Genomic DNA, 23,362 nt, shown 5'->3' with positions numbered 1-23,362 from the left:
CTGGAAAGAGTAAATGATCGCGGTCAGGATGAAACATCCCAACCGCGATAAACAGATAGCAGGGTGGGTTAGCGGATTTCCAGTGCGGTGAGCGCCGATAACAGTGCATCGACCTTAGGCAGGAACTGTTTACGGCGTGGCCACACCACACTCAGCGTCAGCCCGTCGGGCTGCAGCTGCGGCAAAATAATCTCCAGGTCGCCCTGTTTCACGGCATGCTGAATCAGCCACGAGGGCATTTGTGCCACACCCAGCCCGGCGATGACAGCCTGCAGCTGGGCATCAACGTCGCCCAGTGCCAGCCGGTACGGCACCTCGCGCCAGTGCGGCTGACCATCTTCGGTGGTGAACAGCCAGGGTTTGCTGCTGCCATCTACACGCTCATAGAGGATGGCGCGGTGGTTCAGCAGCGCCGCCTCATCTTCAGGTCGTCCCTCGCGTGCCAGATAAGCGGGTGAGGCACAGAACTGCATCTGCTCGCGGCCCATATTACGCCAGCCCAGAGAAGCAGGCAGGTCGGGCGCGCCGCCGATCCGTACCGCCACATCCACGCCCTCTTCAAACAGGTCAACAAAGCGGTCAGAAAAACTCAGGCTCAGTGCCAGTTCCGGGTGTTGCTGACAAAAGGGCATCAGCAGCGGCAACACATTGAGGCGGCCATAGGTGGTGGGCACCGCCAGGCGCAGGCGACCGGAAGGAATGGTTCGCTGTGCCGCCAGCACCGCTTCGGCTTCGGCCAGATCCTCCAGAATGCGCAGGCAGGTCTGGTAATAGGCACTGCCCGCGTCGGTGAGGTGCAGGCTCCGCGTGGTGCGCTCCAGCAGTCGCGAGCCTAATCGCGTCTCCAGGCGGCTGACGCTTTTACTGATCGCCGATCCGGTCACGTGCAGACGCTCCGCAGCGGCGGTAAAACTGCCACACTCTACGCTGGCAACAAACGGCAGAATATCTTTGAGGCGATGATCGTGCATCGATTAATGAACTCAGGTTGAGAATGCTGTGAATAAATGCCAGAGATAAGAACTGAATTCTCTATTAGGCTTAGCATTACGCAAAATGAGGAGAAATCAAATGAAAAAGCACGCTTTGATTGTGGGCATCAGTGGCGTTATTGGTCGCGCACTGGCAGATAAATTACAGCAGGAAGGCTGGCAGGTCAGCGGTCTGTCACGCGGACGTGGCGCGGTACCTGAAGGTGTTACCAGCCTGACGGCCGATCTGACCGATGCAGATGCCGTCCGTGACGCGCTGAAGACAGTGAAACCGGATGCGCTTTTCTTTAGCGTCTGGGCGCGTCAGGAAAATGAAAAAGAGAATATCCGCGTTAACGGCGGCATGGTGCGGAATGTGATTGAAGCACTCGGCGACCGTTTACAGGGTTCGCATGTGGCGCTGGTTACCGGACTGAAGCACTACCTGGGTCCGTTTGAAGCATACGGTAAAGGCGCTGTACCGGTCACGCCGTTCCGTGAAGAGCAGGGCCGTCAGCCGGTCGATAACTTCTATTACGCGCAGGAAGATGAAGTGTTTGCTGGCGCAGAAAAGTATGACTACCGCTGGAGTGTGCATCGCCCACACACCATCATCGGTTATGCCGTGGGCAATGCGATGAATATGGGTCAGACGCTGGCGGTCTACGCGACGCTGTGTAAAGAGAAGGGCTGGCCGTTTATCTTCCCTGGCTCACCCGAGCAGTGGAACGGTGTGGCTGACATGACCGATGCCGGTCTGCTGGCTGAGCAGCTGCACTGGGCGGCGACCTCACCCAATGCCGCTAATCAGGATTTCAATGCGGTAAACGGCGATGTGTTCCGCTGGAACTGGATGTGGCCAAAACTGGCTGACTATTTCGGCATTGAAGCAGCGGAATACCCGGCGCAGATGATGCCGCTGGAAGATCGCATGCAGGAAGCCGCCAGTGCGTGGCAGGCGATTGCAGAGCAGCATCAGTTGCGTGAATCGGATGTGACCAGGCTGGCTTCCTGGTGGCATACCGATGCCGACCTGGGACGTCCGATGGAAGCCTTCACCGATATGAGTAAGAGCCGCAAAGCGGGCTTCACCGGCTATCGCAGCACGCTCGACTCCTTTACTCAGCTGTTTGATAAGCTGAAAGCGGAAAAAGTGATTCCGCAATAACCCAGCAGGCGCCGCATCAGGCGCCTGTTTTGTTTCTGGCTGCTAGCTATACTCTGGCACTCAATCAGTAAATAGAGGATTGGATCCTATGTCGACATGTTTCATTATCGGCGCAGCGGGCAAAGTGGGCCAAAAGCTGACCCGTCAGCTGAGCAGTAAAGGCCATACAGTAACGGCGCTGCACCGCAAACCGGAACAGGCAGAGACGCTGCAGGCCGCTGGTGCTAAACCGGTGGCTGGCGATATTCAGCAGCTGAGCGTGACGACACTGGCAGATCTGATGACCGGTCACGATGTTGCTGTCTTCACGGCGGGTGCGGGCGGTGCCGGGATCGAGCTGACCAATGCCATCGACGGAGAAGGACTGAAGCTCGCGGTAGCCGCAGCAGAGCAGGCGGGGGTATCACGCTTTATGCTGGTTTCCGCTTTCCCGGATGCGGGTCGCGGTAAAACACCCTCAGAGGGATTTGAGAATTACATGCGGGTGAAACGTCTGTCGGATGCTGAACTGGTGGCGAGTAAGCTGGAGTGGGTGATCCTGCGACCGGGTACGCTGACCGATGAAGCCGGTACGGGTCGGGTTCATGCCGATCTGGCGATTCCGTATGGTGAGATCCCGCGCGAAGATGTGGCGGCGACACTGGTCGGCCTGATCGAAAATCCGGCGATTAAATATCAGATCATTGAACTCACCAAAGGTGATGTGCAGATTGATGTGGCGTTGCAGCGGTTGCAGCGGGGCTAAAAAAAACGTTCGGGGTTTTAATCTATAGTGAAAGTCGGGCTCGTATCGCTTCAGGATTGAGCCGTGCTCAGGGAACACGGTCAGATCGGAAAGACGCAAAAGCCGTCATCCATGACACGCTCGGCCCGCGCCGTCCCTGGCGCGGGACGCTTTCCTCCTCTGACCGTGTTCCCTGTGCGTTAAGCTTATGAGTTGCTGCCGGATTAACTCCGCTTTGGTTTATGAATGTGTTTACGACTCAGGCACAGTCTGGCAACGAAACGACCCCCGATTTTTCCAAGAAAAAAGCCCCGAATCCGGGACTTTTTGCATTCTTAACGCAGGTTTTACTTAACGCATTTCGCGCAGTGCGCGCGCTCAATGTGCTGGAAGAAATCGTTACCTTTGTCATCGACCAGGATAAAGGCAGGGAAGTTCTCCACCTCGATTTTCCAGATCGCTTCCATTCCCAGCTCGGGATACTCCACGCATTCCAGACTTTTGATGCTCTGCTGCGCCAGCACTGCTGCCGGACCACCAATGCTGCCGAGATAGAAGCCGCCATGTTTATGACAGGCATCCGTCACCTGCTGGCTGCGATTGCCCTTCGCCAGCATGATCTTGCTTCCGCCGTGCGCCTGCAGCAGATCCACGTAGGAATCCATACGACCGGCAGTGGTCGGGCCGAGTGAACCAGAAGCATAACCTTCAGGCGTCTTGGCCGGGCCAGCGTAATAGACCGGATGATCTTTGATGTACTGCGGTAATCCTTCGCCGTTATCGATGCGCTCTTTGAGTTTTGCATGTGCAATATCGCGCGCCACGATAATGGTGCCGGACAGTGACAGGCGGGTTGAAACCGGATAAGAGGACAGTTGCGCCAGAATCTCTTCCATTGGGCGGTTGAGATCAACCTGCAACGCTTCACCTTCGCCCTGCTGACGCAGCGCTTCCGGGATCAGGCGGCCTGGGTTGGCTTCCAGTTTCTCAATCCAGATACCTTCACGGTTAATCTTCGCTTTGATGTTACGGTCGGCCGAGCAGGAGACGCCCATGCCGATCGGGCAGGAGGCGCCGTGACGCGGCAGACGCACCACGCGGATATCGTGTGCAAAATATTTGCCGCCAAACTGCGCACCGAGGCCGAGCTGCTGCGCTGCTTCCAGCAGTTCCTGCTCCAGCTGAACGTCGCGGAACGCCTGACCGTGCTCGTTGCCTTCAGTGGGCAGCCCGTCGTAATAGTGAGTTGAGGCGAGCTTCACGGTTTTCAGAGTGCTTTCAGCCGAGGTGCCGCCGATGACAAACGCAATATGGTAGGGCGGACAGGCCGCGGTGCCGAGGGTACGCATCTTATCCACCAGGTAATTTTTCAGCTTGCCCGGACTCAGCAGCGCTTTGGTTTCCTGATAGAGATAGGTTTTATTGGCGGAACCACCACCTTTGGCGATACAGAGAAACTTATACTCATCGCCATCCACGCTGTAGAGGTCGATCTGCGCTGGCAGGTTAGTGCCGGTATTCACCTCTTTATACATATCCAGGGCGGCATTCTGCGAATAACGCAGGTTATCTTCGATATAGGTGTTGTAGATACCCTGTGACAGCGCAGCTTCATCACCGCCGCCGGTCCAGACGCGCTGGCCCTTTTTGCCCATGATGATCGCGGTGCCGGTATCCTGACAGGTTGGCAGCACGCCTTTGGCGGCAATTTCAGAGTTCCTTAAAAACTGCAGGGCGACATATTTATCATTGTCGCTGGCTTCCGGGTCATCAAGGATGGAGGCGACCTGCTGCTGGTGGGCCGGGCGCAGCATAAAAGAGGCGTCGTGGAACGCCTGCTGGCTCAGTAACGTCAGCGCCTGCGGATCGACTTTAAGGATCTCCTGACCCTCAAACTCGGAGACGGAGACATGCTCACGACTCAGCAGATAGTATTCGGTATCTTCGTGGGACAGCGGGAAAGGGTTCTGATAGACAAAAGGCTTGTTCGACATTTTTTCTCACTTAATGACCGGCTGAACCTCCGCGGACAGGCTGCGGGGCGCAACATCATAGGCGAATTAATTGTTTATTATGCTTCCCCACCGCGGGTGCGGTGGGGAAGTGCAGGAATGGTATCTTATAACGCGTTGATCTGCATGTTGTATCCGTCAGAACAACCACACCATCCACGGATAGGCAATCAGCATCATGGAGCCTAAGAAGATGGCACCGAAGATGGTTCCCAGACGCCAGTAGTCTTTGGTAGGCAGATAACCGCTGCCGTAGTAAATCGGGCTTGGACCAGTACCGTAAGGCGTGATGATGCCCATCACACCCAGAGAGGTACACAACATCAGGCAGAAGACCGGCATATTGATGCCCGGAATGGAGGCTGCAATGGTCAGCATGGCCGGTAACAGCGCGGTGGTGTGTGCGGTGGTACTGGCAAACAGGTAGTGCAGCAGGAAGAAGGCGATTAACAGCACCACGGCCGAAACCTGCGGGTCATAACCCTGCAGCAGCATGCCACCCTCTTTACCTAACCAGGTAATAAAGCCGACACGGGCCAGACCGTCGGCCAGTGCCACCAGGGTGGCGAACCAGGCAAAGGTGTTCCAGGCCGGTTTATTACTGGTGATGTCATTCCAGGTCAGTACGCCGGTCCACAACATCAGTACTACCACCAGCAGCGCAGCCATGGCAGGTTCGATCCACGAGGTGGCGAAAATCCACATCAGCAGGGCGCAGACCACAAACACCAGCAGCAGGATTTCATTGCGGGTCAGTCTGCCCAGTTTTTCCAGTTCAGCGATGGCCCATTTCGGCACTTCATCATTGATTTTAACTTCAGGTGGGTAGAACCAGTAAGCCAGCAGCGGCATGGTCAGAATCAGCAGCACACCCAGCGGCAGGAAGGCCAGGAACCACATGCCCCATGAGATATCAAAACCGACGATGCTTTTTACCAGTGCCAGTGCCAGCAGGTTGGGTGCCAGCGCAGAGAGGAACATGGAGCTGGTAATACAGGCCGCGGTAATCGCTACCCACATCAGATAGGAACCGATTTTACGGGCACTCGGGTCATTAGGTTTAGAGCCGTAAAGCGGCGGCAGGTTGGCGATAATCGGGTAGATGGTACCGCCACTGCGCGCAGTGTTTGACGGCGTAAAGGGCGCCAGAAGCAGGTCAGCAAACGTAATGGCATAACCCAGCGTCAGACTGCGGCGACCCAGATACTTCACCAGAATCAGGGCCAGGCGGCGACCAAACTGCGTTTTGTCATAACCTGCGGCGAACATAAAAGCACCGAAGATCAGCCAGACCGTGGAGTTGCCGAACCCGCTGACTGCCCATTTGAACGACTCACTGGCGACTTTGAATTTCGGGTTAGCCAGTTCAGCCGGGCTGAAGAGCAGAAACTGGCTGAACAGCGCGATGACTACCACGCCGGTCAGGCCGATCACTGCGCCTGGCAGGGGTTCAAAGATCAACCCGACAATCACGCCGACGAAGATGGCGAAGAAGTGCCAGGCGTAGGGTTCGAGTCCGGCTGGTGTGGGCACCAGCAACAGCAACACGGCAACGAGCACCGGCAGAGCAAGCATGATAGCTTTCTTTTTATCCGGCGCCGCAGGTGCGGCTTTTGGGGGTTCAGTTACAGCTGAGAGTGGTTTCATAGTATTTTATCTGCAAGTTAAGAAGAATGCGATTTGCGCCCCGGACCTTCACTGATGACTTTCTTTCTTATTCTTAATAGTGTGAATAAACCGCGATGCACTGATTTTTTTAATCTGCTGCTTAGCTATTGAGCTGCATTTTTAAATCCATGTAAATATGATGCGATTTTTGCAAATATAGATTTTGATCCAGATCAAAGAAATTAATTCATTATTCTCCATTTTTAACATTTATTTTTTATTTATATTTACGGCATCGACATTTTGACAGTTCTGTGAAGCTGGTCGACAAATCACCAGCTCATGAAAACTGGACGCCTTGCTTTAACCGCATGATGATAAACGATTTATTTTTTATGTAAATGAATAGTTGATTTTTGGTTACCCATGGTTAACAATTAATATAACTGCACTTCCTGCATCCGGCAAATAAAAACTCTAAATCATTTAAAAGTTAAAAAAGTAAATTTATCGCTTATGAAAGCAAAGAAAAGGGTATATTAGTCTCATGACATCGGACCACTTAATTAAGCGATAATTTGCGTCCGCTAAAAAATTTCCAGACTTTTAAATTTTGGAGTTTATCGCAATGAAATCTCTCACCCCCATCCTTAATCCACTGACCCTGCCTAACGGCGCTGTATTGAAAAACCGACTGGTAATGGCGCCGATGACCACCTGTACCGGTTTTTATGATGGTACGGTCACCAGTGAGCTGGTCGAGTACTATCGCGCACGTGCAGGCAGCATCGGAACCGTGATCGTTGAATGCTGCTTTATTGACAACCGTGGCCCGGCATTTCCGGGTGCCATTGCTATCGACAGCGACAACAAAATTCCTGGTCTGAAACGCATAGCGGACGCGATTAAATCTGAAGGCTCTACGGCCATTTTGCAGATCTATCACGGCGGCCGTATGGTCGAACCGGAGCTGATTGGCGGCAAAACGCCGGTTGCGCCAAGCGCCATCGCGGCACCGCGTGAAGGGGCAACCAAACCCCTGGCGCTGAGCGCTGAAGAAGTCGAAACCATGATCACCAAATTTGGTGATGCGGTGAACCGCGCTATCAAGGCCGGTTTCGATGGCGTCGAGATTCATGGTGCTAACACCTACCTGATTCAGCAGTTCTATTCGCCGAACTCTAACCAGCGCGATGACAAGTGGGGCGGCAGCCGCGATAACCGCGCACGCTTCCCGCTGGAGGTGCTGGAAATCACTCACAAGATGGCTGAGCGCTTCGCCCATAACTCTTTCATCATCGGCTATCGCTTCTCGCCGGAAGAGATCGAAGTGCCCGGCATTCGCTTTGACGACACGCTCTATCTGCTGGAAAAACTGGCGGCGCGCGGACTCGATTACGTCCATTTCTCGGTAGGTCAGCTGCTGCGTCCGTCAATTGTCGATACCCAGGACCCGACGCCGCTGATTGAGAAATTCGTCGCGATGCGTTCGCCTGTGCTGGCAAAAGTACCGGTGATTGGTGTTGGCGGCGTCGTCAATAAAGCCGATGCCGAGCTGGCGCTGGAAAAAGGCTACGATCTGGTAGCGATTGGTAAAGCCTGTATCGCTTACCCGAACTGGGCTGACCGCATCATTAATAACGAACACCTCGATCTCTACATCGACAGCAACAAACGCGAAGAGCTGCAGATCCCGGAACCGCTGTGGCGCTTCTCCCTGGTCGATGCGATGATCCGCGACATGAGTGAATCGGGCCGTAAATACAAAGCGGGCGTCTATCAGGAAAAAGTCGAAGCCGAAGCGCTGAAACTGAAAATCAACGTCACGCTGGATACTGACCGTATCACCGACATCTCGCTGGTGCCGGATGACACCCTGGATGTGGACTTCACCACCACCTTTGAAAGCCTGCGTAGCCGCATCCTGGTGGCTAACAGCCCGCACGTCGATGCGATTACCGGGGCGACTACCCAGAGTGAGGCGCTGAAAAAAGCGGTTTCACGCGCGCTGACCACCTCCAGCAAAGAGCATGTGATTGAAGAGGGCGGCAACCCTAACGCACCGCAGAATTACGATGTGGTGATTGTGGGCAGCGGCGGCGCCGGTCTTGCGGCGGCGATTCAGGCGCACGATGAAGGTGCGCGCGTGGTCATCATCGAGAAGATGCCGACCATCGGCGGTAACACCATTAAAGCCTCAGTGGGCATGAACGCCGCTGAAACCCGTTTCCAGAAACTCAAAGGCATCGAAGACAGCAAAGAGCTGTTCTACGAGGAGACGCTGAAAGGCGGTCAGTTTAAAAATAATCCGGTGCTGCTGCGTGAGTTTGTAGAACTGGCTCCGGAGGCGATTGAGTGGCTGGCGAATCACGGCATTGAGCTTAACGACATCACCATTACCGGCGGGATGAGCATCGATCGTACCCACCGTCCGGCGGATCGTTCAGCGGTGGGGGGCTTCCTGATCAGCGGTCTGGTTAAAAACATCAACAGCCGCAACATCGAAGTCCTGCTGGAAACCTCAGTCTCAGAAATCCTCTATGAGAACGGCGCGGTAGCGGGTGTGAGAGTGGTCGATGAGTACAACGACAGCCGTATCCTGAACGCGAAAAGCGTGATTGTGGCGACTGGCGGATTCAGTGCTAACCGTGAACTGGTAGTGAAATATCGCCCTGAACTCGATGGCTTTGTCACCACCAACCACAAAGGCGCCACCGGCAGCGGTATTGCAATGCTGGAAAAAATTGGTGCCGGAACCGTGGATATGGGCGAAATCCAGATTCACCCAACGGTTGAACAGACCACCTCTTATCTGGTCTCCGAATCCATTCGTGGCGGCGGTGCTATCCTGGTCAGTCAGGCGGGAGAGCGCTTCTACAACGAAATGGAAACCCGCGACAAAGTCTCGGCGCAGATTATCGCCTTGCCAGAGAAGAGTGCCTGGATTGTGTTTGACGAGCAGGTGCGGATGAATAACAAAGCGGCTGACGAATACATCGCCAAAGGCTTTGTGGTCAGCGCGCCAACCGTGGCGGAACTGGCGGTGAAACTCAACATGAGCGAGCATCATACGCTGGAAGCCACGCTGGCCCGTTACAACAACTTCGTTATCATGCAGAAAGATGAAGACTTCGGTCGCCAGACCGCGCTGCGTCATCCTCTGAGTGAAGCGCCGTTCTACGCGATTCGTGTTGCTCCGGGCGTACACCACACCATGGGCGGCGTCACCATCGACACCACCACCGCGGTGCTGGACAGCCAGAAACAGGTGATTAACGGCGCATGGGCTTGTGGCGAGGTCGTTGGTGGCATCCACGGCGCGAACCGTATCGGCGGTAACGCAGTCGCCGATATCATTATCTTCGGCATTCTGGCTGGTGGTAACGCCGCCGCTTACGCCCGACGTTAAGGGTCGTTTCCGGCATCCGCCCTGCGGATGCCGCTCTTTTCTTTCTAAAGCAGAGTCGCCTATGTTAACTGATGCGCGTGTCTATGCTTACTCCGCTGTCTTAATGGGTTCACCCATCCTGCTCAAACTCTTCGACGATAATCAGACCCTGGCCGGACAGGTCTTCCGCCTGATTAAACAGCAGGAGAATCTCTTCACGGTTAACCGCACGGCGTCGGAAGTGATGGCGATTAATCACGCGGCAGGGCAGCATCCGGTGATCGTCAGTCAGCCGGTGTTTGACCTGATTGCCTGTGCGCATGCGGTGAGCCTGCTGCCCGACAGCCTGTTTAATCTGGCTATCGGCCCGCTGGTGAAGTGCTGGAAAATCGGCTTTCAGGGCCACCGTGTTCCATCAGAGACAGAACTTCAGGCGCGCAAGGCGCTGACGAATCCGCATGACGTTATTCTTGATAACGCAAGCCGCAGTGTCATGCTGGCGCGACCTGGGATGGAGATTGACCTGGGCGCCATCGCCAAGGGCTATATCGCAGATGTTGTGCAGGCATTCTTGCGCCAGCAGCAGGTCAGCAGTGCGCTGATTAATCTGGGCGGAAATGTGCAGACGGTGGGTGCGCCGCCAGAAGAAACTGGCTGGGCAATCGGCCTGAAAAAACCTTTTGGTGAGGCCGATGAGCTGATCGGGGTGATCGGCGTGAATAATCGCTCGGTGGTGACATCCGGTATCTATGAGCGTTATTTCGAGCTGGATGGCGTCTGTTATCACCACATCCTCGACCCGCGTAGCGGTTATCCGCTGGATAACGACCTGATGAGCGTCACTGTGATCTCTGACCGGTCACTGGATGGCGACATCTACACCACACTGCTTTACGGCCTCGGCGTTGAACAGGGCATTGCCTGCCTGGCAGAGCAACCGGGCATTGAAGCGATATTTGTGACCCGTGACAGGCAGGTGATCTGCTCGTCACAACGTCACTTTTCTTTTCAGTTACTGGACACCGATTACCGGCTGGTTCACTGACAATATTGTTTGAGTAAGGTGTGATACTCCGGCTGCAGGCGGTAGCGATAAACCGGACGGCCCGTAACCCCATAATGAATACTGGTGAACAGAATATTAATCTGCGCCAGCCAGATCAGGTACTTGCGGCAGGAGACGCGGGAGATATTCACCTCGGTTGCCAGTTCGTCGGTGGAGAACTCGGTACCCGGATGGGCGTCGATCCACAGACACAGGGTGCGCAGCGTCTGCGGCGTTAATCCTTTCGGCAGTCGCTTCTGCTCGCTGGCCCCCGGCGGATTGCCATGCAACAGCTGATCAACGTCCGACTGCTGATAGAACTGATGATTATCCATCAGCGATTTTTTCTGTCGCCAGCCAGTCAGCGCCTCTTCAAAGCGGGCAAACTGGAAAGGCTTGATCAGATAATCCACCACACCATAGTTGAGTGAGGTTTTGATGGTGGCGGCATCTGCTGCTGACGAGATAATAATCACGTCAACCGGACGTCCTGCGCTGCGCAGTTCCGGCAACAGGTCGAGACCGTTTTCCTGCTGCATATAGATATCCAGCAGGATCAGATCAACCTGAGGTTCGGCCTGCGCCAGCCGCTCTTTGGCCTGCTGTAAGGTTGAGGCGGTACCGCAGCAGGTAAAGCCTGGGATCTGCCCGATATAACAGCGATTCAGCTCGGCTACCATGGCGTCATCATCGACAACTAACACATTGATCATTGGGTAATCATTCCTCTCTCCCACGGAAGTTGTACTAAGAATTGGGTGAATACACCCGGTTCCGACTCGACACTGACACTGCCGCCCAGGCTTTCGGTCTGCTGTTTAACCAGAAACAACCCGACACCGCGATCTTCGCCTTTTGACGAGACGCCACGCTCAAAAATGGCGCTGAGCTGCGTAGCGTCGATCCCGGGTCCGTCATCACTCACTTCACAGGCTAACCAGCCATTCTGATAATGCAGCATGAGGTGGATCTCTCCTTCGGTTTCCGGGTCCAGCGCCTCAAGCGCATTTTCAATTAAATTGCCCAGCACCGTAATCAATACCGCGCTCTGCTCCTCGCTGCCGCAGTCGGGCAGAAAACTCGCCTCATCGATAATCAGCTGATGGCCTTCATCGGTCACCCGGTTGATTTTGCTGAGCAGGAAACCCGCAATGATGGGCGATTTGATCTTTTGCAGCAGCGAACCAATCTCCGTCTGATAGGCGTTGGCGGTTTTCAGGATGTACTCTTCCATCTGCGCATAGTTTTTCATATGCAGCAGGCCCAGAATGACATGCAGCTTATTCATGAACTCATGGGACCGTTCACGTAACGCGTCTACATAGTTTACCATGCCGTCCAGACGCTGCATCAGCTGGCTGATCTCGGTCTTGTCCCTGAAGGTGGTCACCGCGCCGATAATGCGGTCACGACTGCGAACCGGCACGGTATTGCTGATCAGGATGCGATTACCCAGCGTCAGCTCCTGATCGTGCCAGGCTTTGCCCGCATGCAGCGCATCCTGCTGATGGCGGTGCATCACGCTCTCCTCAGCAATCAGATCGCCGCTTAATGGCATCTTGCGGGTGGTCTCATGAAGTAGCTGCTGCGCCGCGTGGTTAATCAGGCTGACGCGTGACTCATCATCTACCGCAATCACACCCTCCTTAATAGAATTGAGGATCGCCTGACGCTGCTCGAACAGGCTGGAAATTTCATGCGGCTCCAGCCCGAGCAATATGCTCTTCAGGCGTCTGACCAGAATAAGAATTCCCAGCAGGCCAACCAGGCCGCCAAATAAGACAGTCCAGACAATGTTCCATCGGCTTTTGGCAATCTGCGCCGCTACATCATTCAGCGCGATGCCGATCGCCACCACACCAATCTGCTGATGCTCTGCGTTATAGACCGGAGTAAATACCCGCAGTGCCTCTACCAGTACGCCGTGATTTACCGCCACATTTTCCCGCCCGCTGAGGGCCGGATAGATATCGTTGCCGACAAAATGTTTGCCAATCACCGCCGCGTTTGGGTGTGAAAAGCGAATGCCACGCATATCCGTCACCACCACAAACAGCAGGCCGTTGCGTTTGCGCGCGGCTTCAGCCAGTGGCTGAATCTGGCTGCTGCCATCCGGTAACAGCAACCCACGCTGGACTTCAGGGCTGTCTGCCAGAGTGCGTGCCACCGCCATCGCCTTATCTTTAAGATGCGACTGAGCAAAGTTATCGATCTGCACAAAATAGAGCAGATGGACAGCAAGCAGCACGGTGACGATAACCGCAGTCATCATCAGGGTGGTCAGGGTACTGAGTTTCATGGGTCGTTTAGTCACGGCATGTCGGTTCTGTGGTTGGCTTGTCATTGGCGTTCAGCACGGGTGGGAGATCGCCCGGAAACATACGCTAACTGACCGCATCAGTACAGTTTTAGCGGTCTGCGCGCGGGCAATCACCGGAGAACAATATTTGTGTTAGGGGATTGTATAATTCAAAGGACACCCTTAATGTGTGGTTAAAATATGTGAGTAATTGAGTAAGCCTTTTGTAATTAAATTAAGGCTAAATTGCTATTTTTAATTTTATAACTATTTTCACATTAACTCACAAATAACATTATTTTAAACTTTAAGGACTTTTTTTAACCAGTACCGTCTGAGCTGTAGATTAAAATGATGAATTCAAAGAAAGTTATTCCCACTCTTTCCCTCGCGGCCTTGTTAGTTTCTTCAGCACTGCATGCTGAAACTTCACCAGAAAAAACCGACGTCCTGTTAATTGGTGGCGGCATCATGAGCGCCTCAATGGGCACCATGCTGGAAGAGCTGCAGCCTGGCTGGAAACAGATCATGGTTGAGAAGCTGGATGGTGTGGCACTGGAATCCTCTAACGGCTGGAATAACGCCGGTACCGGTCACTCTGCCAATATGGAGCTGAACTATACGCCAGAGCGTAAAGACGGCTCGATCGACGTGACGAAAGCGCTGGAAATCAACGAAGCCTTCATGGTTTCACGCCAGTTCTGGAGTTCGCAGGTCAAAGAGGGTGTGATGCACGATCCGCGCTCTTTCATCAACTCAACGCCACACATGAGCTTCGTCTGGGGCGACAACGTCGACTTCCTGACTAAACGCTATGCGGCGTTACAGAAAACCGCGCTGTTCCAGGGCATGAAGTTCTCTACCGATCACAAGCAGATCGAGCAGTGGGCACCGCTGGTGATGGAAGGTCGTGATCCCCAGCAGAAAGTGGCCGCAACCTGGACGCCAGTCGGCACCGACGTAAACTACGGCGAAATTACCCGTCAGCTCATCGGCAGTCTGAAGAAGAATGACAACTTCCGTCTGGAAACCTCGTCTGAAGTCACCGATTTCAAACGTAACGGTGATAACTCATGGCACGTCACCATTAAAGATGCCAAAAACGGCAATGAGCGTGCGGTTGACGCGAAATATGTCTTTATTGGTGCTGGCGGCGGCGCGCTGAAATTACTGCAGAAGACCGGCATCCCGGAAGCGGAAAACTATGCAGGCTTCCCGGTCGGTGGTTCATTCCTGGTAACGGAAAACAAGGCGATTGCCGCTCGTCACCTGGCGAAAGTCTACGGTCAGGCGTCTACCGGTGCACCACCGATGTCCGTTCCGCATCTGGATACCCGTTATCTGGATGGCAAACGCGTCGTGCTGTTTGGACCGTTCGCGACCTTCTCAACCAAGTTCCTGAAAAATGGTTCACTGTTTGACCTGCTGAGCACCACCACTACCCATAACATCGTGCCAATGACCGACGTGGGCATGGATAACTTCGACCTGGTGAAATACCTGGTTGGCCAGGTGATGCTGACAGAAGAAGATCGCTTCGAAGCGCTGAAAGAGTACTACCCGGACGCGAAGAAAGAGGACTGGAAACTGATTCAGGCTGGTCAGCGCGTACAGATCATCAAGAAAGATGCTGACAAAGGTGGCGTGCTGAAACTGGGCACGGAAATTGTGACCGATCAGCAGAAAACCGTGGCGGCACTGCTGGGTGCTTCTCCCGGTGCATCGACCGCTGCGCCTATCGCGTTAAGCGTGATGCAGAAACTGTTCCCGGAAGAGTTTAAGTCAGCGGAATGGCAGGCCAAGATCCACAAGATGATCCCAGGCTACGGTCAGAAACTGAATGACAACGTGCCGATGCTGCAGCAGGTATGGAATGACACCGCTGCGACTCTGCAGCTGACCACGCCGCCGGTTATCAACATGGATGGCAAAGCAGCCGAGGCGCCAGCAGCACAGCCTGAGCAGTCAGCGCCTTCAGCGAAGCACGACATGGCGCTGTAACAGCGACCTGACGTAAAAAAAGCCCGCACAGGTATCCTGCGCGGGCTTTTTTATTGCCGCGTTGTCTGCCCGTTACTCCGGCTGGTTACCGCGCCAGTTGCCCCAGGGATCTTCTGCGGGTGCCTGATCCGCCTCTTCAGACGGTGCTTCGCGGGAGGCCGGTTCCTCTTTTAACGAGGCGAGATAAAGCGCTTCGACTTCAGCCCGCGCCCAGGGCGTGCGCCGCAAAAACTTCAGGCTTGATTTAACACTCGGATCGCTTTTAAAGCAGTTAATGTTGATCCGTTTTCCCAGCTCCGCCCAGCCATACTGCGCGACTAAACTGTTTATCTGCATCTCCAGCGTTACGCCATGCAGAGGATCTTTTGAGGTTTGTGCGTTCATCATCTATCCGCCTGATTCATTCAATGCCGCACATCCTGACAATCGTAAAGCCGTTGTGCAAGGCGTGAAGGTGAAAAAGGGCGTGCCGTGGCGCGTTAAGCGCAGATTTCTGTGTCTGAGTTAACGTGACAGGCAGAAGAGTGCGCAGGCGTGCGGCGATTGTGCTAATCATAAGCGACTGATGATGCTCAAAAAGGATCCCCTGCCATGTCTGTGCCCGTCGATAATCTGCTCAGCTCCGCCAGCCGTAAACGTGCTCTGATTGCCGGTTCGGTAGGTAATTTCATTGAATGGTATGAGTTTGCGGTCTATGGCTTTCTTGCCACCGTGATAGCGCAGAACTTTTTCCGGCTGGAAGGGGAGTCAGCGCTGACCGGGCTTCTGCTGACCTATGCGTCATTCGCCATCGCCTTTTTCTTCCGTCCACTCGGTGCAATCATTTTCGGCCGGATGGGTGACCGTATCGGGCGCAAACCCACGCTGATATTTGTGTTGATCATGATGACGCTGGCGACGGCGGCTATCGGCCTGGTACCCACCTACGCCCAGATAGGCATCCTGGCGCCACTGATCGTGACCGGTCTGCGTATTCTGCAGGGCCTGTTCGCGGGGGGTGAGTATGGCGGGGCGGTATCGCTGATGACCGAGTTTGCGCCGCGCGGTAAGCGGGGCCTTTACGGGGCGTGGCAATCTTTTACTGTGGCGCTGGGATTACTGGCTGGTGCGGGCATCGTGGCGCTGCTCTCACTGCTGCTGTCGCCGGAGCAGATGCTGAGCTGGGGCTGGCGCATTCCGTTCTTCATTGCTCTGCCGCTGGGTGTCATCGCGCTCTGGCTGCGGGTTCAGATGGAGGAGACCCCGGCGTTTATTCAGCAGCAGGCAAAACCCGTTGCAAAAGTTGACGCCAGCCTTGGCGATACGCTGAAAACGATCCTGCTCGGTATCTGCCGGCTGATGGTCTGGTCCGCTGCCGGTTACACCTGGCTGGTGATTATGCCGACGTACCTGCAGGCATCGCTGCACACCGGCTTTAACCAGGCGTTGCTGATTGCAGTGATATCGAACCTGGGCTTTGCTGCCACCATCATCCCGGCCGGGATGCTCAGCGACAGGATCGGTCGCCGTGCAGTAATGGTGACAGCGGCGGTATTGCTGCTGGTGCTCTCTCTGCCGCTGCTTAACATACTTCAGGCAGAGAGCACCGGGCTGCTGCTGAAAGCGCTGGTGGTGTTTATCGCGGGCGGAGTGGTCGGATTGCTGGCCGGACCGGGTCCTGCGATGCTGGCAGAGATGTTCCCGACGCGGGTGCGTTATACCGGACTGGGTCTGGCCTATTCGCTTTCTAACGCGGTGTTTTCCGGCTGTGCCGGATTGATCATCACCGGGCTGATTAAAGAGACCGGTAATCCCGATATCCCCGCCTGGTATGTGATGGCGACTGCGCTGGTCAGTATTGTTGCGCTGATGACCCTGAACAAAGATGACCACCTGCGGCTGCTGGATGAGCCACCATCGCGCTGAGTGTGGGCAAGCAAGCTGAGCGGAAAATTCAGGCTGCATTAGCGTCATGCAGCATTTTTATTTACATCGCTGCCGGGAAGGGTAACAAACCAGCCTGCTGATCAGAAATGCAGTTGTAATCTCACTGGCGTAACGTGCCGCTCTGTTCAGGTCGATGTAACAGGGTTTTATCCCGTAAGCGATTCAGCCGGATCAAAGTTTCTGGTCTTCACGCGTCATCAACACCGTCAAAGGGTCTGAAGCCAAAGAGGATGCTGGAGAGAAGGATTCAGCGAAGTAATTCACCTTGCGATGATGGCAAAGTGAAAACCTGATCACGGCAATTAACTTTATGAGCATGGTTGTCGGCAATAATGATGACAGCAGCCATAATCATACCGAGAAGAATGATAACTATTTTACGCAGGAGCATAAGCGTTAATTCCTGTGGGATTAAACTATTCTTATCTGTAATATGTTATTCACTTTTATCAGTGACTTAACGTGAGCGTTGATTAATTATGGCTGAATTAAAATTTTTATATATTGATCGCGATGCGGTTTTTCAGACTCTGCTGAAATAAAGGCGTCATGCAAATTATGAAATAAACGAAATCTAAATGAGGGAATAAAATCTGTTAATTTCCCTGCTGTCTGTTTGACTGAAAAGAGTTGAACCTGTATGGCTTCAGGCTGCGAAGAGGAAAAGCTGAATAACGGTCCACAGTTCAACACGGCGGGCAGCGTGCTGGACCCGGTCCGGACTCATCCGACAACCGGATCCCGAGGGTGGCGACGTTCATCCCTAACTTTAAACAGATTACAGACTGAGAACGGTGTCGTCAGATTTCTGTTTCTCCGGCTGTATAATGAAATCCTGTGCCAGATCGGCGACGATGGCTGCAACGGTTCGCACCGATTTGATCATCGAGATGCCGGTGCCTGTCGAAACAACACCTTTGTCAAAATTGCCCAGTCGCATCGCCTGCCATAAAGAGTGGTAGCCATTCATTGCAGTGAACAGGGTTTCACGGTCAGCACCCTGCGCATCAAGCTCTGCCAGCCTGGGGCTGAGCGGCGTTGGCAATGTCCGGTAATAAGCGGGCAGGGTGCGGAAAAGTAGCAGATCTTCTGCGCTCGATGAAACAATCAGCTGCTTGACCTTCTCATCTGCCGGGTTCTCCTGTGCGGTTAAAAACAGGCTGCCTATCCAGACGCCTTCTGCACCTAACGCCATGGCTGCACGCACGCCCCGCACATCCCCAATGCCCCCTGCCGCCAGCACCGGAATTTTCACACTGTCAGCGATCATGGGCACGATGCTGAACGTTCCAATAATGCGTAATGGCACGGTGCCGCCTTCATCAAATCCGGTGGCGACAATGATATCTGCGCCAAGCTTTTCGGCCTGCTGTGAATTGGCTACGTCAGGCGTCAGCGCACGATAAAGGATTTTGATTCGATGTTGTTTCAGAAAATCGAATATTTCGGCATCGAGCAGCTCATTAACTAAAACGACCTCAACTTTCTCTTCAACAAACATTTCAGCGGTGGGTCGCCAGAAACTCATATCCGGCCCATTGATCAGGGTTGCCCCAAAAGGTTTATCGGTCAGCTGTTTCGTTTTTCTGATTTGCTCACGCATGCGCTCCAGCGCCATGAAACGAGAGTCCGGCAATGTATCCTGCCCGGCGTTGGGGCCAATTATGCCTAATCCGCCTGCGTTTGATACTGCGGCAACAAACGTTGCATTGGTCAGAAAGTACATGGGTGCCTGAATAATGGGATAGCGAATATTCAGAATTTCTGTCACACGGTTTTTCATAGTTTTTCCTTATCCGGATACTGTGTAGCCAGACTTATTCGTTAGAAATAAGAATTTTTTACTGGCCGTTTTATTTTTATTCTCTTAGCCAAAACAGGGATTTTAATAGTTGAAAATAAGAAGTAAATGGTCAGAATTGGGTACATGTTTGCCAGATATGGAAAGATAATGGATCTCAACGCGACAAAACTCTTTATTGCGGTCGTTCAGGCAGGCAGCTTTTCAGCGGCAAGTGAGAGAACAGCTATCCCCATTTCTACGCTGGTGCGGAAAGTGAATGAGCTGGAGCAGGCACTGGGTGTGCAGTTACTGGAGCGATCAAAGAAAGGGGTCAGGCCGACCTACAAAGGACAACAGTTCTTTGAGCAATCGCGACCTGGCCTGGAATTGCTGGAAGAGGCCACCAAAACGGTCAGGTCTGCGCACAAACTGGCGGGCAAACTGCGAATATCGGTGCCGCCTGACTTCACCATCTGGTGGGCGTTGCTGCATGCGTTTCAGCAACGTTATCCTGATATCAAAGTGTTTTGCCACTCAGGGGAAAGAGTGGTGGATCTGTTTGAAGATGGCATTGACGTGGCACTCAGGCTGGGCGAGTTGCATACCGAAGATGTGATTGCCAAACCGGTTATGAATGTCGAGGCATGGTTTGTTGCCACGCCTGAACTGGCTGAACGCTTTGGACATCCGCAGACGCTGGCGGCGCTGGCGACGTGTCCGATAGCCAGCTGGGAAGGGCTTAACAGTGGTTCCTTTGAGTGGGTATCCGGAGACGAGAAGGTAAAATTTGAGCCGTTTTTTTCCTCCAACAACACGCAGGGCCTGCGCCATTACGCACTGAGCGGTGCCGGAGTATCGCTGTTGTTTGATTTTTTAGTGAAACCTGATGTGGAGAGCGGGAAGCTGGTGCGGTTGTTGCCCGATTATCCGACTCACTCGATGCCCTTACATCTGGTCTATGTCCGGCACAAACATCCTTCAGCCATCACACTCGCGTATCTGGAGTTTTGTGCCGAATGGGTGAGTCAATACAAGATTGGATAGGGGCTACACAAAAGGGTCAGAGGCGGAGGTGTCCGGCAAACCAGCTCACAGGCACTGTAGCCTCACCGATGAATGAAAGGGATAAACACAGAAAAAGAGAAGGCGCCCTGAGGCGCCTCTGATAGTGACCTTAACGCCACTATTTCCAGTATTTACACCAGCTGCTGTGCCGTGGTTTCCACCAATGTCAGCAACACTTTGATATCTTCCAGCGTTACTGTCGGATTCAGCAGGGTCATCTTCAGGCAGGTCACGCCATCGAACTCGGTTACACCAACGTTGGCGCGGCCCGATTCCAGCAGGGCATCACCGATGCGCTGATTCAGCAGCGCAATATCCGCACTGCTGAAGTGCGCCAGATGCGCCGGACGATAGCGGAACAGCACGCTGGCCAGTTGCGGTTTCATCACCAGCTCCAGCGCAGGCTGCTCATCAACGTACTGTGCAACCTGCTGCGCCAGTGTCACACCGTGATCGATGATTTCGGCATACTGTTTCTGACCCAGTGCTTCCAGACCCATCCACAGTTTCAGTGCATCAAAACGGCGGGTGGTCTGAAGGGATTTGGACACCAGATTCGGCACACCCTGCGCTTCATCAAACTCAGAGTTCAGATAGGCCGCCTGGTAGCGCATCAGCTCATAGTGGCGCGCTTCCTTCAGCAGGAAAGCACCACAGCTGATGGTCTGGAAGAACTGCTTGTGGAAGTCCAGGGTAATGGAATCGACCAGCTCAATACCATCCAGATAGTCACGATACTTTTCTGAGAGCAGCAGTGCGCCGCCCCAGGCCGCATCGACGTGCACCCAGATGTTCTCTTCGGCTGCCAGCGCCGCGATTTCACGCAGGGGGTCGATCGCACCGGCATCGGTAGTACCCGCCGTGGCAACAATCGCCAAAATGTTTTCACCGTTGGCTTTGGAGGCTGCCAGCTTGTGGCGCAGGTCATCCATATCCATGCGGGCAAAGCGATCGCATTTCACCTGCGTTACGGATTGATAGCCCAGACCCAGCAGCGCCATGTTCTTCTGAACTGAGAAGTGCGCATTCTCTGAACAGAAGACTTTAATCTTCTTCAGATCGCCGGTTAAACCATCCTGCTGAACAGAATGACCCTGACGGGCAAACCAGGCGTCACGCGCCAGCATCAGACCCATCAGGTTACTCTGGGTGCCGCCGCTGGTGAACACACCCGCGTCGCCGGGCTGATAACCCACCTGGGTGCGCAGCCACTCAATCAGCTTCATCTCAATCAGGGTGGCTGAAGGTGCCTGGTCCCACGAATCCATACTCTGGTTGGTGGCGTTAATCAGCACTTCCGCCGCCTGGCTGATAACCAGGCTCGGGCAGTGCAGATGCGCCACACACTGCGGATGATGAACCGACAGGCTGTCTTTGAGGAAGTACTCAATGGCGCGTTCAATCGCGGCCTGGTTGCCCAGGCCCTGAGGATTGAAGTCCAGCTTAATGCGCTCGCGCAGCTCTGCGACGGTTTTTCCCTGATACATCTCAGGTTGTTCCAGCCACTTCACGACGGCCGCGCTACTCTGGGCAATCGCCTGCTGGTAGGCCTCGGTACTCTGTGCTGAGGCCGCCAGAATCGGGTTTAACCGGGACATTGCATTCACTCCACTCAAACTGGTTTCACGCCAGCTGACAGCAGGGCGTTTTCAAATTTATCCATAAACACGTCCAGTTCTGCATCTGTGATCAGCAGGGAAGGCAGCAGACGTAATACGCTGCCGTGACGTCCGCCACGCTCCAGAATCAGGCCGTTCTCAAAACATTTTTTCTGTACCAGCGCGGAGAGCTCGCCGTCTGCCGGGAAGCTGCCCATGTGATCAGCGGCTTCGTCAGGTTTCACCAGCTCAATGCCGATCATCAGACCCAGACCACGCACGTTGCCGATCACCGGGTAGCGCTGCTGCAGCTCGACCAGTTTGCCTTTCAGCCATTCGCCCTGTGCAGCGACTTTGTCAGCGATGTTATTATCTTTCAGCAGTTTCAGCGTAGTCAGGCCGGTCGCCATTGCGAGCTGGTTGCCACGGAAGGTGCCGGTGTGGTGGCCAGGAGACCAGGCGTCGAACTCTTTCTTAATGCCCAGTACCGCCAGTGGCAGACCGCCGCCGACCGCTTTTGACATCACGATGATGTCTGGCTCAATACCGGCGTGCTCAAAGGCGAAGAATTTACCGGTACGGGCAATACCCGCCTGCACTTCGTCGATGATCAGCAGAATGCCATGCTCTTTGGTCACTTTACGGATGCGCTGCAGCCACTCAGCCGGAGCCGGGTTAACACCGCCTTCGCCCTGAACCGCTTCCAGAATGACGGCTGCCGGTTTGCGAACGCCGCTCTCAACGTCGTTGATCAGGTTTTCGAAGTAATAGGTCAGCGCTTTCACGCCCGCTTCACCGCCAATGCCCAGCGGGCAGCGGTAGAGGTGCGGATAAGGCATGAACTGCACTTCCGGCATCAAGCCATCGACCGCTTCTTTTGGTGACAGGTTGCCGGTAACCGACAGCGCGCCGTGGGTCATGCCGTGATACGCACCAGAGAAGCTGATGATGCCGGAACGGCCGGTGTGTTTTTTCGCCAGTTTCAGCGCCGCTTCAACGGCATCTGCGCCCGACGGGCCGGTAAACTGCAGGCAGTACTCTTTGCCCTGGCCCGGTAATAACGAGAGCAGATACTCAGAGAACGCATCTTTTAACGGCGTAGTTAAATCAAGAGTATGTAACGGCAAGCCGCTGGTAATGACATTTTGAATGCTCTGCAGAACGTCTGGATGGTTATGACCCAATGCCAGCGTTCCGGCACCTGCAAGACAGTCGAGATACTGATTATTCTCGACGTCTGTGATCCAGACACCCTGTGCTTTCGCAATCGCGAACGGCAATTTGCGAGGATAACTTCGAACGTTTGATTCAAATTCAGCCTGACGGGCTAAATAGGTTTCATTGGTTGCGTTTAAGTTCTGTGCATTCAAACTATCAATACGGACTTTATCCGTCATCATATCTCTCCTACAACCGGGACGGGCGTAGCGTCGCAGTTGAATAAATGTATTTAAATGGGGGTATGTGTTTTAAGCGCGGCCAATATAGGTGTTTTTAAGGTCCGACTCAACGTTTAATTTTATCGGCAGATAACAGATTCTTTGCTATAGGAATCAATCATTTGGTGAGTTTGTGAACGTATACATTATTGCCGCTTCGCTAGTCCGTTGTTAATAAATGGCGTAAAAACACCAGCTTACCCGGCGCGGAGCGTGCTAAGTCAATGATAATAATCTGTGTAAATAGCTGTTTCCGGGGCAAAACGCTATCAAAAAGGGGCCTTCTCAGATGGAAAAAGCATAAGTCAGTTTGACTGAAGAACCTGCATTTATAG

Annotated in this window: 17 protein-coding genes; 7 read left to right on the top strand and 10 right to left on the bottom strand. The window is 53.9% G+C overall.

The features are described 5' to 3' along the window. Nucleotides 1-68: 68 nt before the first annotated feature. Nucleotides 69-971: a LysR family transcriptional regulator gene (locus tag ACR8BN_RS20390; RefSeq protein WP_163844991.1), complete on the bottom strand. Its 903-nt coding sequence runs from the start codon at nucleotides 969-971 to the stop codon at nucleotides 69-71. A 100-nt stretch (nucleotides 972-1,071) separates the two neighbouring features. Between ACR8BN_RS20390 and ACR8BN_RS20385 the strand changes: the two genes are divergently transcribed. Together ACR8BN_RS20385 and ACR8BN_RS20380 are read left to right on the top strand one after the other, a co-directional pair. Then, nucleotides 1,072-2,139, top strand: coding sequence for an SDR family oxidoreductase (locus ACR8BN_RS20385; RefSeq protein ID WP_022624759.1), 1,068 nt, complete (start codon nucleotides 1,072-1,074; stop codon nucleotides 2,137-2,139). An 88-nt stretch (nucleotides 2,140-2,227) separates the two neighbouring features. Then, nucleotides 2,228-2,884, top strand: coding sequence for an SDR family oxidoreductase (locus ACR8BN_RS20380; protein ID WP_434747602.1), 657 nt, complete (start codon nucleotides 2,228-2,230; stop codon nucleotides 2,882-2,884). 326 nt (nucleotides 2,885-3,210) lie between these two features. Here the strand turns inward: ACR8BN_RS20380 and fumA are convergent, their stop codons facing one another. Continuing rightward, nucleotides 3,211-4,857, bottom strand: coding sequence for a class I fumarate hydratase FumA (fumA, locus tag ACR8BN_RS20375; protein ID WP_115064882.1), 1,647 nt, complete (start codon nucleotides 4,855-4,857; stop codon nucleotides 3,211-3,213). A gap of 156 nt (nucleotides 4,858-5,013) precedes the next feature. Next, nucleotides 5,014-6,522 (bottom strand): anion permease, encoded by a 1,509-nt coding sequence (locus ACR8BN_RS20370; RefSeq protein ID WP_434747601.1) that lies wholly within the window; start codon nucleotides 6,520-6,522, stop codon nucleotides 5,014-5,016. A gap of 589 nt (nucleotides 6,523-7,111) precedes the next feature. On the opposite strand from ACR8BN_RS20370, the gene ACR8BN_RS20365 reads away from it, so the two are divergent. Both ACR8BN_RS20365 and ACR8BN_RS20360 read left to right on the top strand, forming a co-directional pair. Beyond that, on the top strand, nucleotides 7,112-9,892 hold the full coding sequence (locus tag ACR8BN_RS20365) for a flavocytochrome c (protein WP_031592419.1): 2,781 nt from the start codon (nucleotides 7,112-7,114) through the stop codon (nucleotides 9,890-9,892). 61 nt (nucleotides 9,893-9,953) lie between these two features. After that, nucleotides 9,954-10,916, top strand: a complete 963-nt coding sequence (locus ACR8BN_RS20360) for an FAD:protein FMN transferase (protein ID WP_434747600.1) — start codon at nucleotides 9,954-9,956, stop codon at nucleotides 10,914-10,916. On the opposite strand, the gene dcuR is transcribed toward ACR8BN_RS20360, so the two are convergent. Together dcuR and ACR8BN_RS20350 are read right to left on the bottom strand one after the other, a co-directional pair. Further along, nucleotides 10,910-11,629, bottom strand: a complete 720-nt coding sequence (gene dcuR / locus ACR8BN_RS20355; protein ID WP_009093030.1) for a two-component system response regulator DcuR — start codon at nucleotides 11,627-11,629, stop codon at nucleotides 10,910-10,912. The two genes, ACR8BN_RS20360 and dcuR, sit on opposite strands and share 7 nt — an antisense overlap. Further along, nucleotides 11,626-13,260 (bottom strand): sensor histidine kinase, encoded by a 1,635-nt coding sequence (locus ACR8BN_RS20350; protein ID WP_072044072.1) that lies wholly within the window; start codon nucleotides 13,258-13,260, stop codon nucleotides 11,626-11,628. Before ACR8BN_RS20350 ends, dcuR begins: the two co-directional genes overlap by 4 nt. 306 nt (nucleotides 13,261-13,566) lie before the next feature. Between ACR8BN_RS20350 and mqo the strand changes: the two genes are divergently transcribed. Then, nucleotides 13,567-15,216, top strand: coding sequence for a malate dehydrogenase (quinone) (mqo, locus tag ACR8BN_RS20345; protein WP_434747599.1), 1,650 nt, complete (start codon nucleotides 13,567-13,569; stop codon nucleotides 15,214-15,216). 72 nt (nucleotides 15,217-15,288) lie between these two features. On the opposite strand, the gene ACR8BN_RS20340 is transcribed toward mqo, so the two are convergent. Continuing rightward, entirely contained in the window at nucleotides 15,289-15,600 is a 312-nt protein-coding gene (locus ACR8BN_RS20340) for a VF530 family DNA-binding protein (protein ID WP_010247254.1), read from the bottom strand. A gap of 207 nt (nucleotides 15,601-15,807) precedes the next feature. Here ACR8BN_RS20340 and ACR8BN_RS20335 point away from each other — a divergent pair, with 207 nt between their 5' ends. Continuing rightward, nucleotides 15,808-17,121, top strand: coding sequence for an MFS transporter (locus ACR8BN_RS20335; protein ID WP_434747801.1), 1,314 nt, complete (start codon nucleotides 15,808-15,810; stop codon nucleotides 17,119-17,121). A gap of 268 nt (nucleotides 17,122-17,389) precedes the next feature. Here ACR8BN_RS20335 and ACR8BN_RS20330 read toward each other — a convergent pair whose 3' ends face one another. Together ACR8BN_RS20330 and ACR8BN_RS20325 are read right to left on the bottom strand one after the other, a co-directional pair. Continuing rightward, complete coding sequence (locus ACR8BN_RS20330) at nucleotides 17,390-17,533, bottom strand: hypothetical protein (RefSeq protein WP_434747800.1); 144 nt, start codon at nucleotides 17,531-17,533, stop codon at nucleotides 17,390-17,392. 387 nt (nucleotides 17,534-17,920) lie between these two features. Beyond that, nucleotides 17,921-18,925, bottom strand: a complete 1,005-nt coding sequence (locus ACR8BN_RS20325; protein WP_434747799.1) for an NAD(P)H-dependent flavin oxidoreductase — start codon at nucleotides 18,923-18,925, stop codon at nucleotides 17,921-17,923. 168 nt (nucleotides 18,926-19,093) lie between these two features. Between ACR8BN_RS20325 and ACR8BN_RS20320 the strand changes: the two genes are divergently transcribed. Further along, nucleotides 19,094-19,969: a LysR family transcriptional regulator gene (locus tag ACR8BN_RS20320; RefSeq protein WP_031592411.1), complete on the top strand. Its 876-nt coding sequence runs from the start codon at nucleotides 19,094-19,096 to the stop codon at nucleotides 19,967-19,969. Between the two features lie 152 nt (nucleotides 19,970-20,121). On the opposite strand, the gene ACR8BN_RS20315 is transcribed toward ACR8BN_RS20320, so the two are convergent. After that, nucleotides 20,122-21,588 carry a pyridoxal phosphate-dependent decarboxylase family protein gene (locus ACR8BN_RS20315; protein ID WP_039389056.1) on the bottom strand — a complete coding sequence of 489 codons (1,467 nt, stop codon included), beginning with the start codon at nucleotides 21,586-21,588 and terminating at the stop codon, nucleotides 20,122-20,124. Between the two features lie 14 nt (nucleotides 21,589-21,602). Further along, entirely contained in the window at nucleotides 21,603-22,988 is a 1,386-nt protein-coding gene (locus ACR8BN_RS20310; RefSeq protein WP_434747798.1) for a diaminobutyrate--2-oxoglutarate transaminase, read from the bottom strand. Between the last annotated feature and the right edge of the window lie 374 nt (nucleotides 22,989-23,362).

Origin of the sequence: Pantoea sp. Lu_F5_004, assembly GCF_051136245.1 — a bacterium.
Classification (GTDB): Bacteria; Pseudomonadota; Gammaproteobacteria; order Enterobacterales; family Enterobacteriaceae; genus Pantoea; species Pantoea agglomerans.
Note: the sequence above shows the minus strand (reverse complement) of the source record. Positions and strands in the feature narration are given on the sequence as shown.

Coding starts and splice junctions, on each gene's coding strand:
- ACR8BN_RS20390 (WP_163844991.1), bottom strand. CDS start 971: ATGCACGATCATCGCCTCAAAGATATTCTGCCGTTTGTTGCCAGCGTA.
- ACR8BN_RS20385 (WP_022624759.1), top strand. CDS start 1,072: ATGAAAAAGCACGCTTTGATTGTGGGCATCAGTGGCGTTATTGGTCGC.
- ACR8BN_RS20380 (WP_434747602.1), top strand. CDS start 2,228: ATGTCGACATGTTTCATTATCGGCGCAGCGGGCAAAGTGGGCCAAAAG.
- fumA (WP_115064882.1), bottom strand. CDS start 4,857: ATGTCGAACAAGCCTTTTGTCTATCAGAACCCTTTCCCGCTGTCCCAC.
- ACR8BN_RS20370 (WP_434747601.1), bottom strand. CDS start 6,522: ATGAAACCACTCTCAGCTGTAACTGAACCCCCAAAAGCCGCACCTGCG.
- ACR8BN_RS20365 (WP_031592419.1), top strand. CDS start 7,112: ATGAAATCTCTCACCCCCATCCTTAATCCACTGACCCTGCCTAACGGC.
- ACR8BN_RS20360 (WP_434747600.1), top strand. CDS start 9,954: ATGTTAACTGATGCGCGTGTCTATGCTTACTCCGCTGTCTTAATGGGT.
- dcuR (WP_009093030.1), bottom strand. CDS start 11,629: ATGATCAATGTGTTAGTTGTCGATGATGACGCCATGGTAGCCGAGCTG.
- ACR8BN_RS20350 (WP_072044072.1), bottom strand. CDS start 13,260: ATGACAAGCCAACCACAGAACCGACATGCCGTGACTAAACGACCCATG.
- mqo (WP_434747599.1), top strand. CDS start 13,567: ATGATGAATTCAAAGAAAGTTATTCCCACTCTTTCCCTCGCGGCCTTG.
- ACR8BN_RS20340 (WP_010247254.1), bottom strand. CDS start 15,600: ATGAACGCACAAACCTCAAAAGATCCTCTGCATGGCGTAACGCTGGAG.
- ACR8BN_RS20335 (WP_434747801.1), top strand. CDS start 15,808: ATGTCTGTGCCCGTCGATAATCTGCTCAGCTCCGCCAGCCGTAAACGT.
- ACR8BN_RS20330 (WP_434747800.1), bottom strand. CDS start 17,533: ATGCTCCTGCGTAAAATAGTTATCATTCTTCTCGGTATGATTATGGCT.
- ACR8BN_RS20325 (WP_434747799.1), bottom strand. CDS start 18,925: ATGAAAAACCGTGTGACAGAAATTCTGAATATTCGCTATCCCATTATT.
- ACR8BN_RS20320 (WP_031592411.1), top strand. CDS start 19,094: ATGGATCTCAACGCGACAAAACTCTTTATTGCGGTCGTTCAGGCAGGC.
- ACR8BN_RS20315 (WP_039389056.1), bottom strand. CDS start 21,588: ATGTCCCGGTTAAACCCGATTCTGGCGGCCTCAGCACAGAGTACCGAG.
- ACR8BN_RS20310 (WP_434747798.1), bottom strand. CDS start 22,988: ATGATGACGGATAAAGTCCGTATTGATAGTTTGAATGCACAGAACTTA.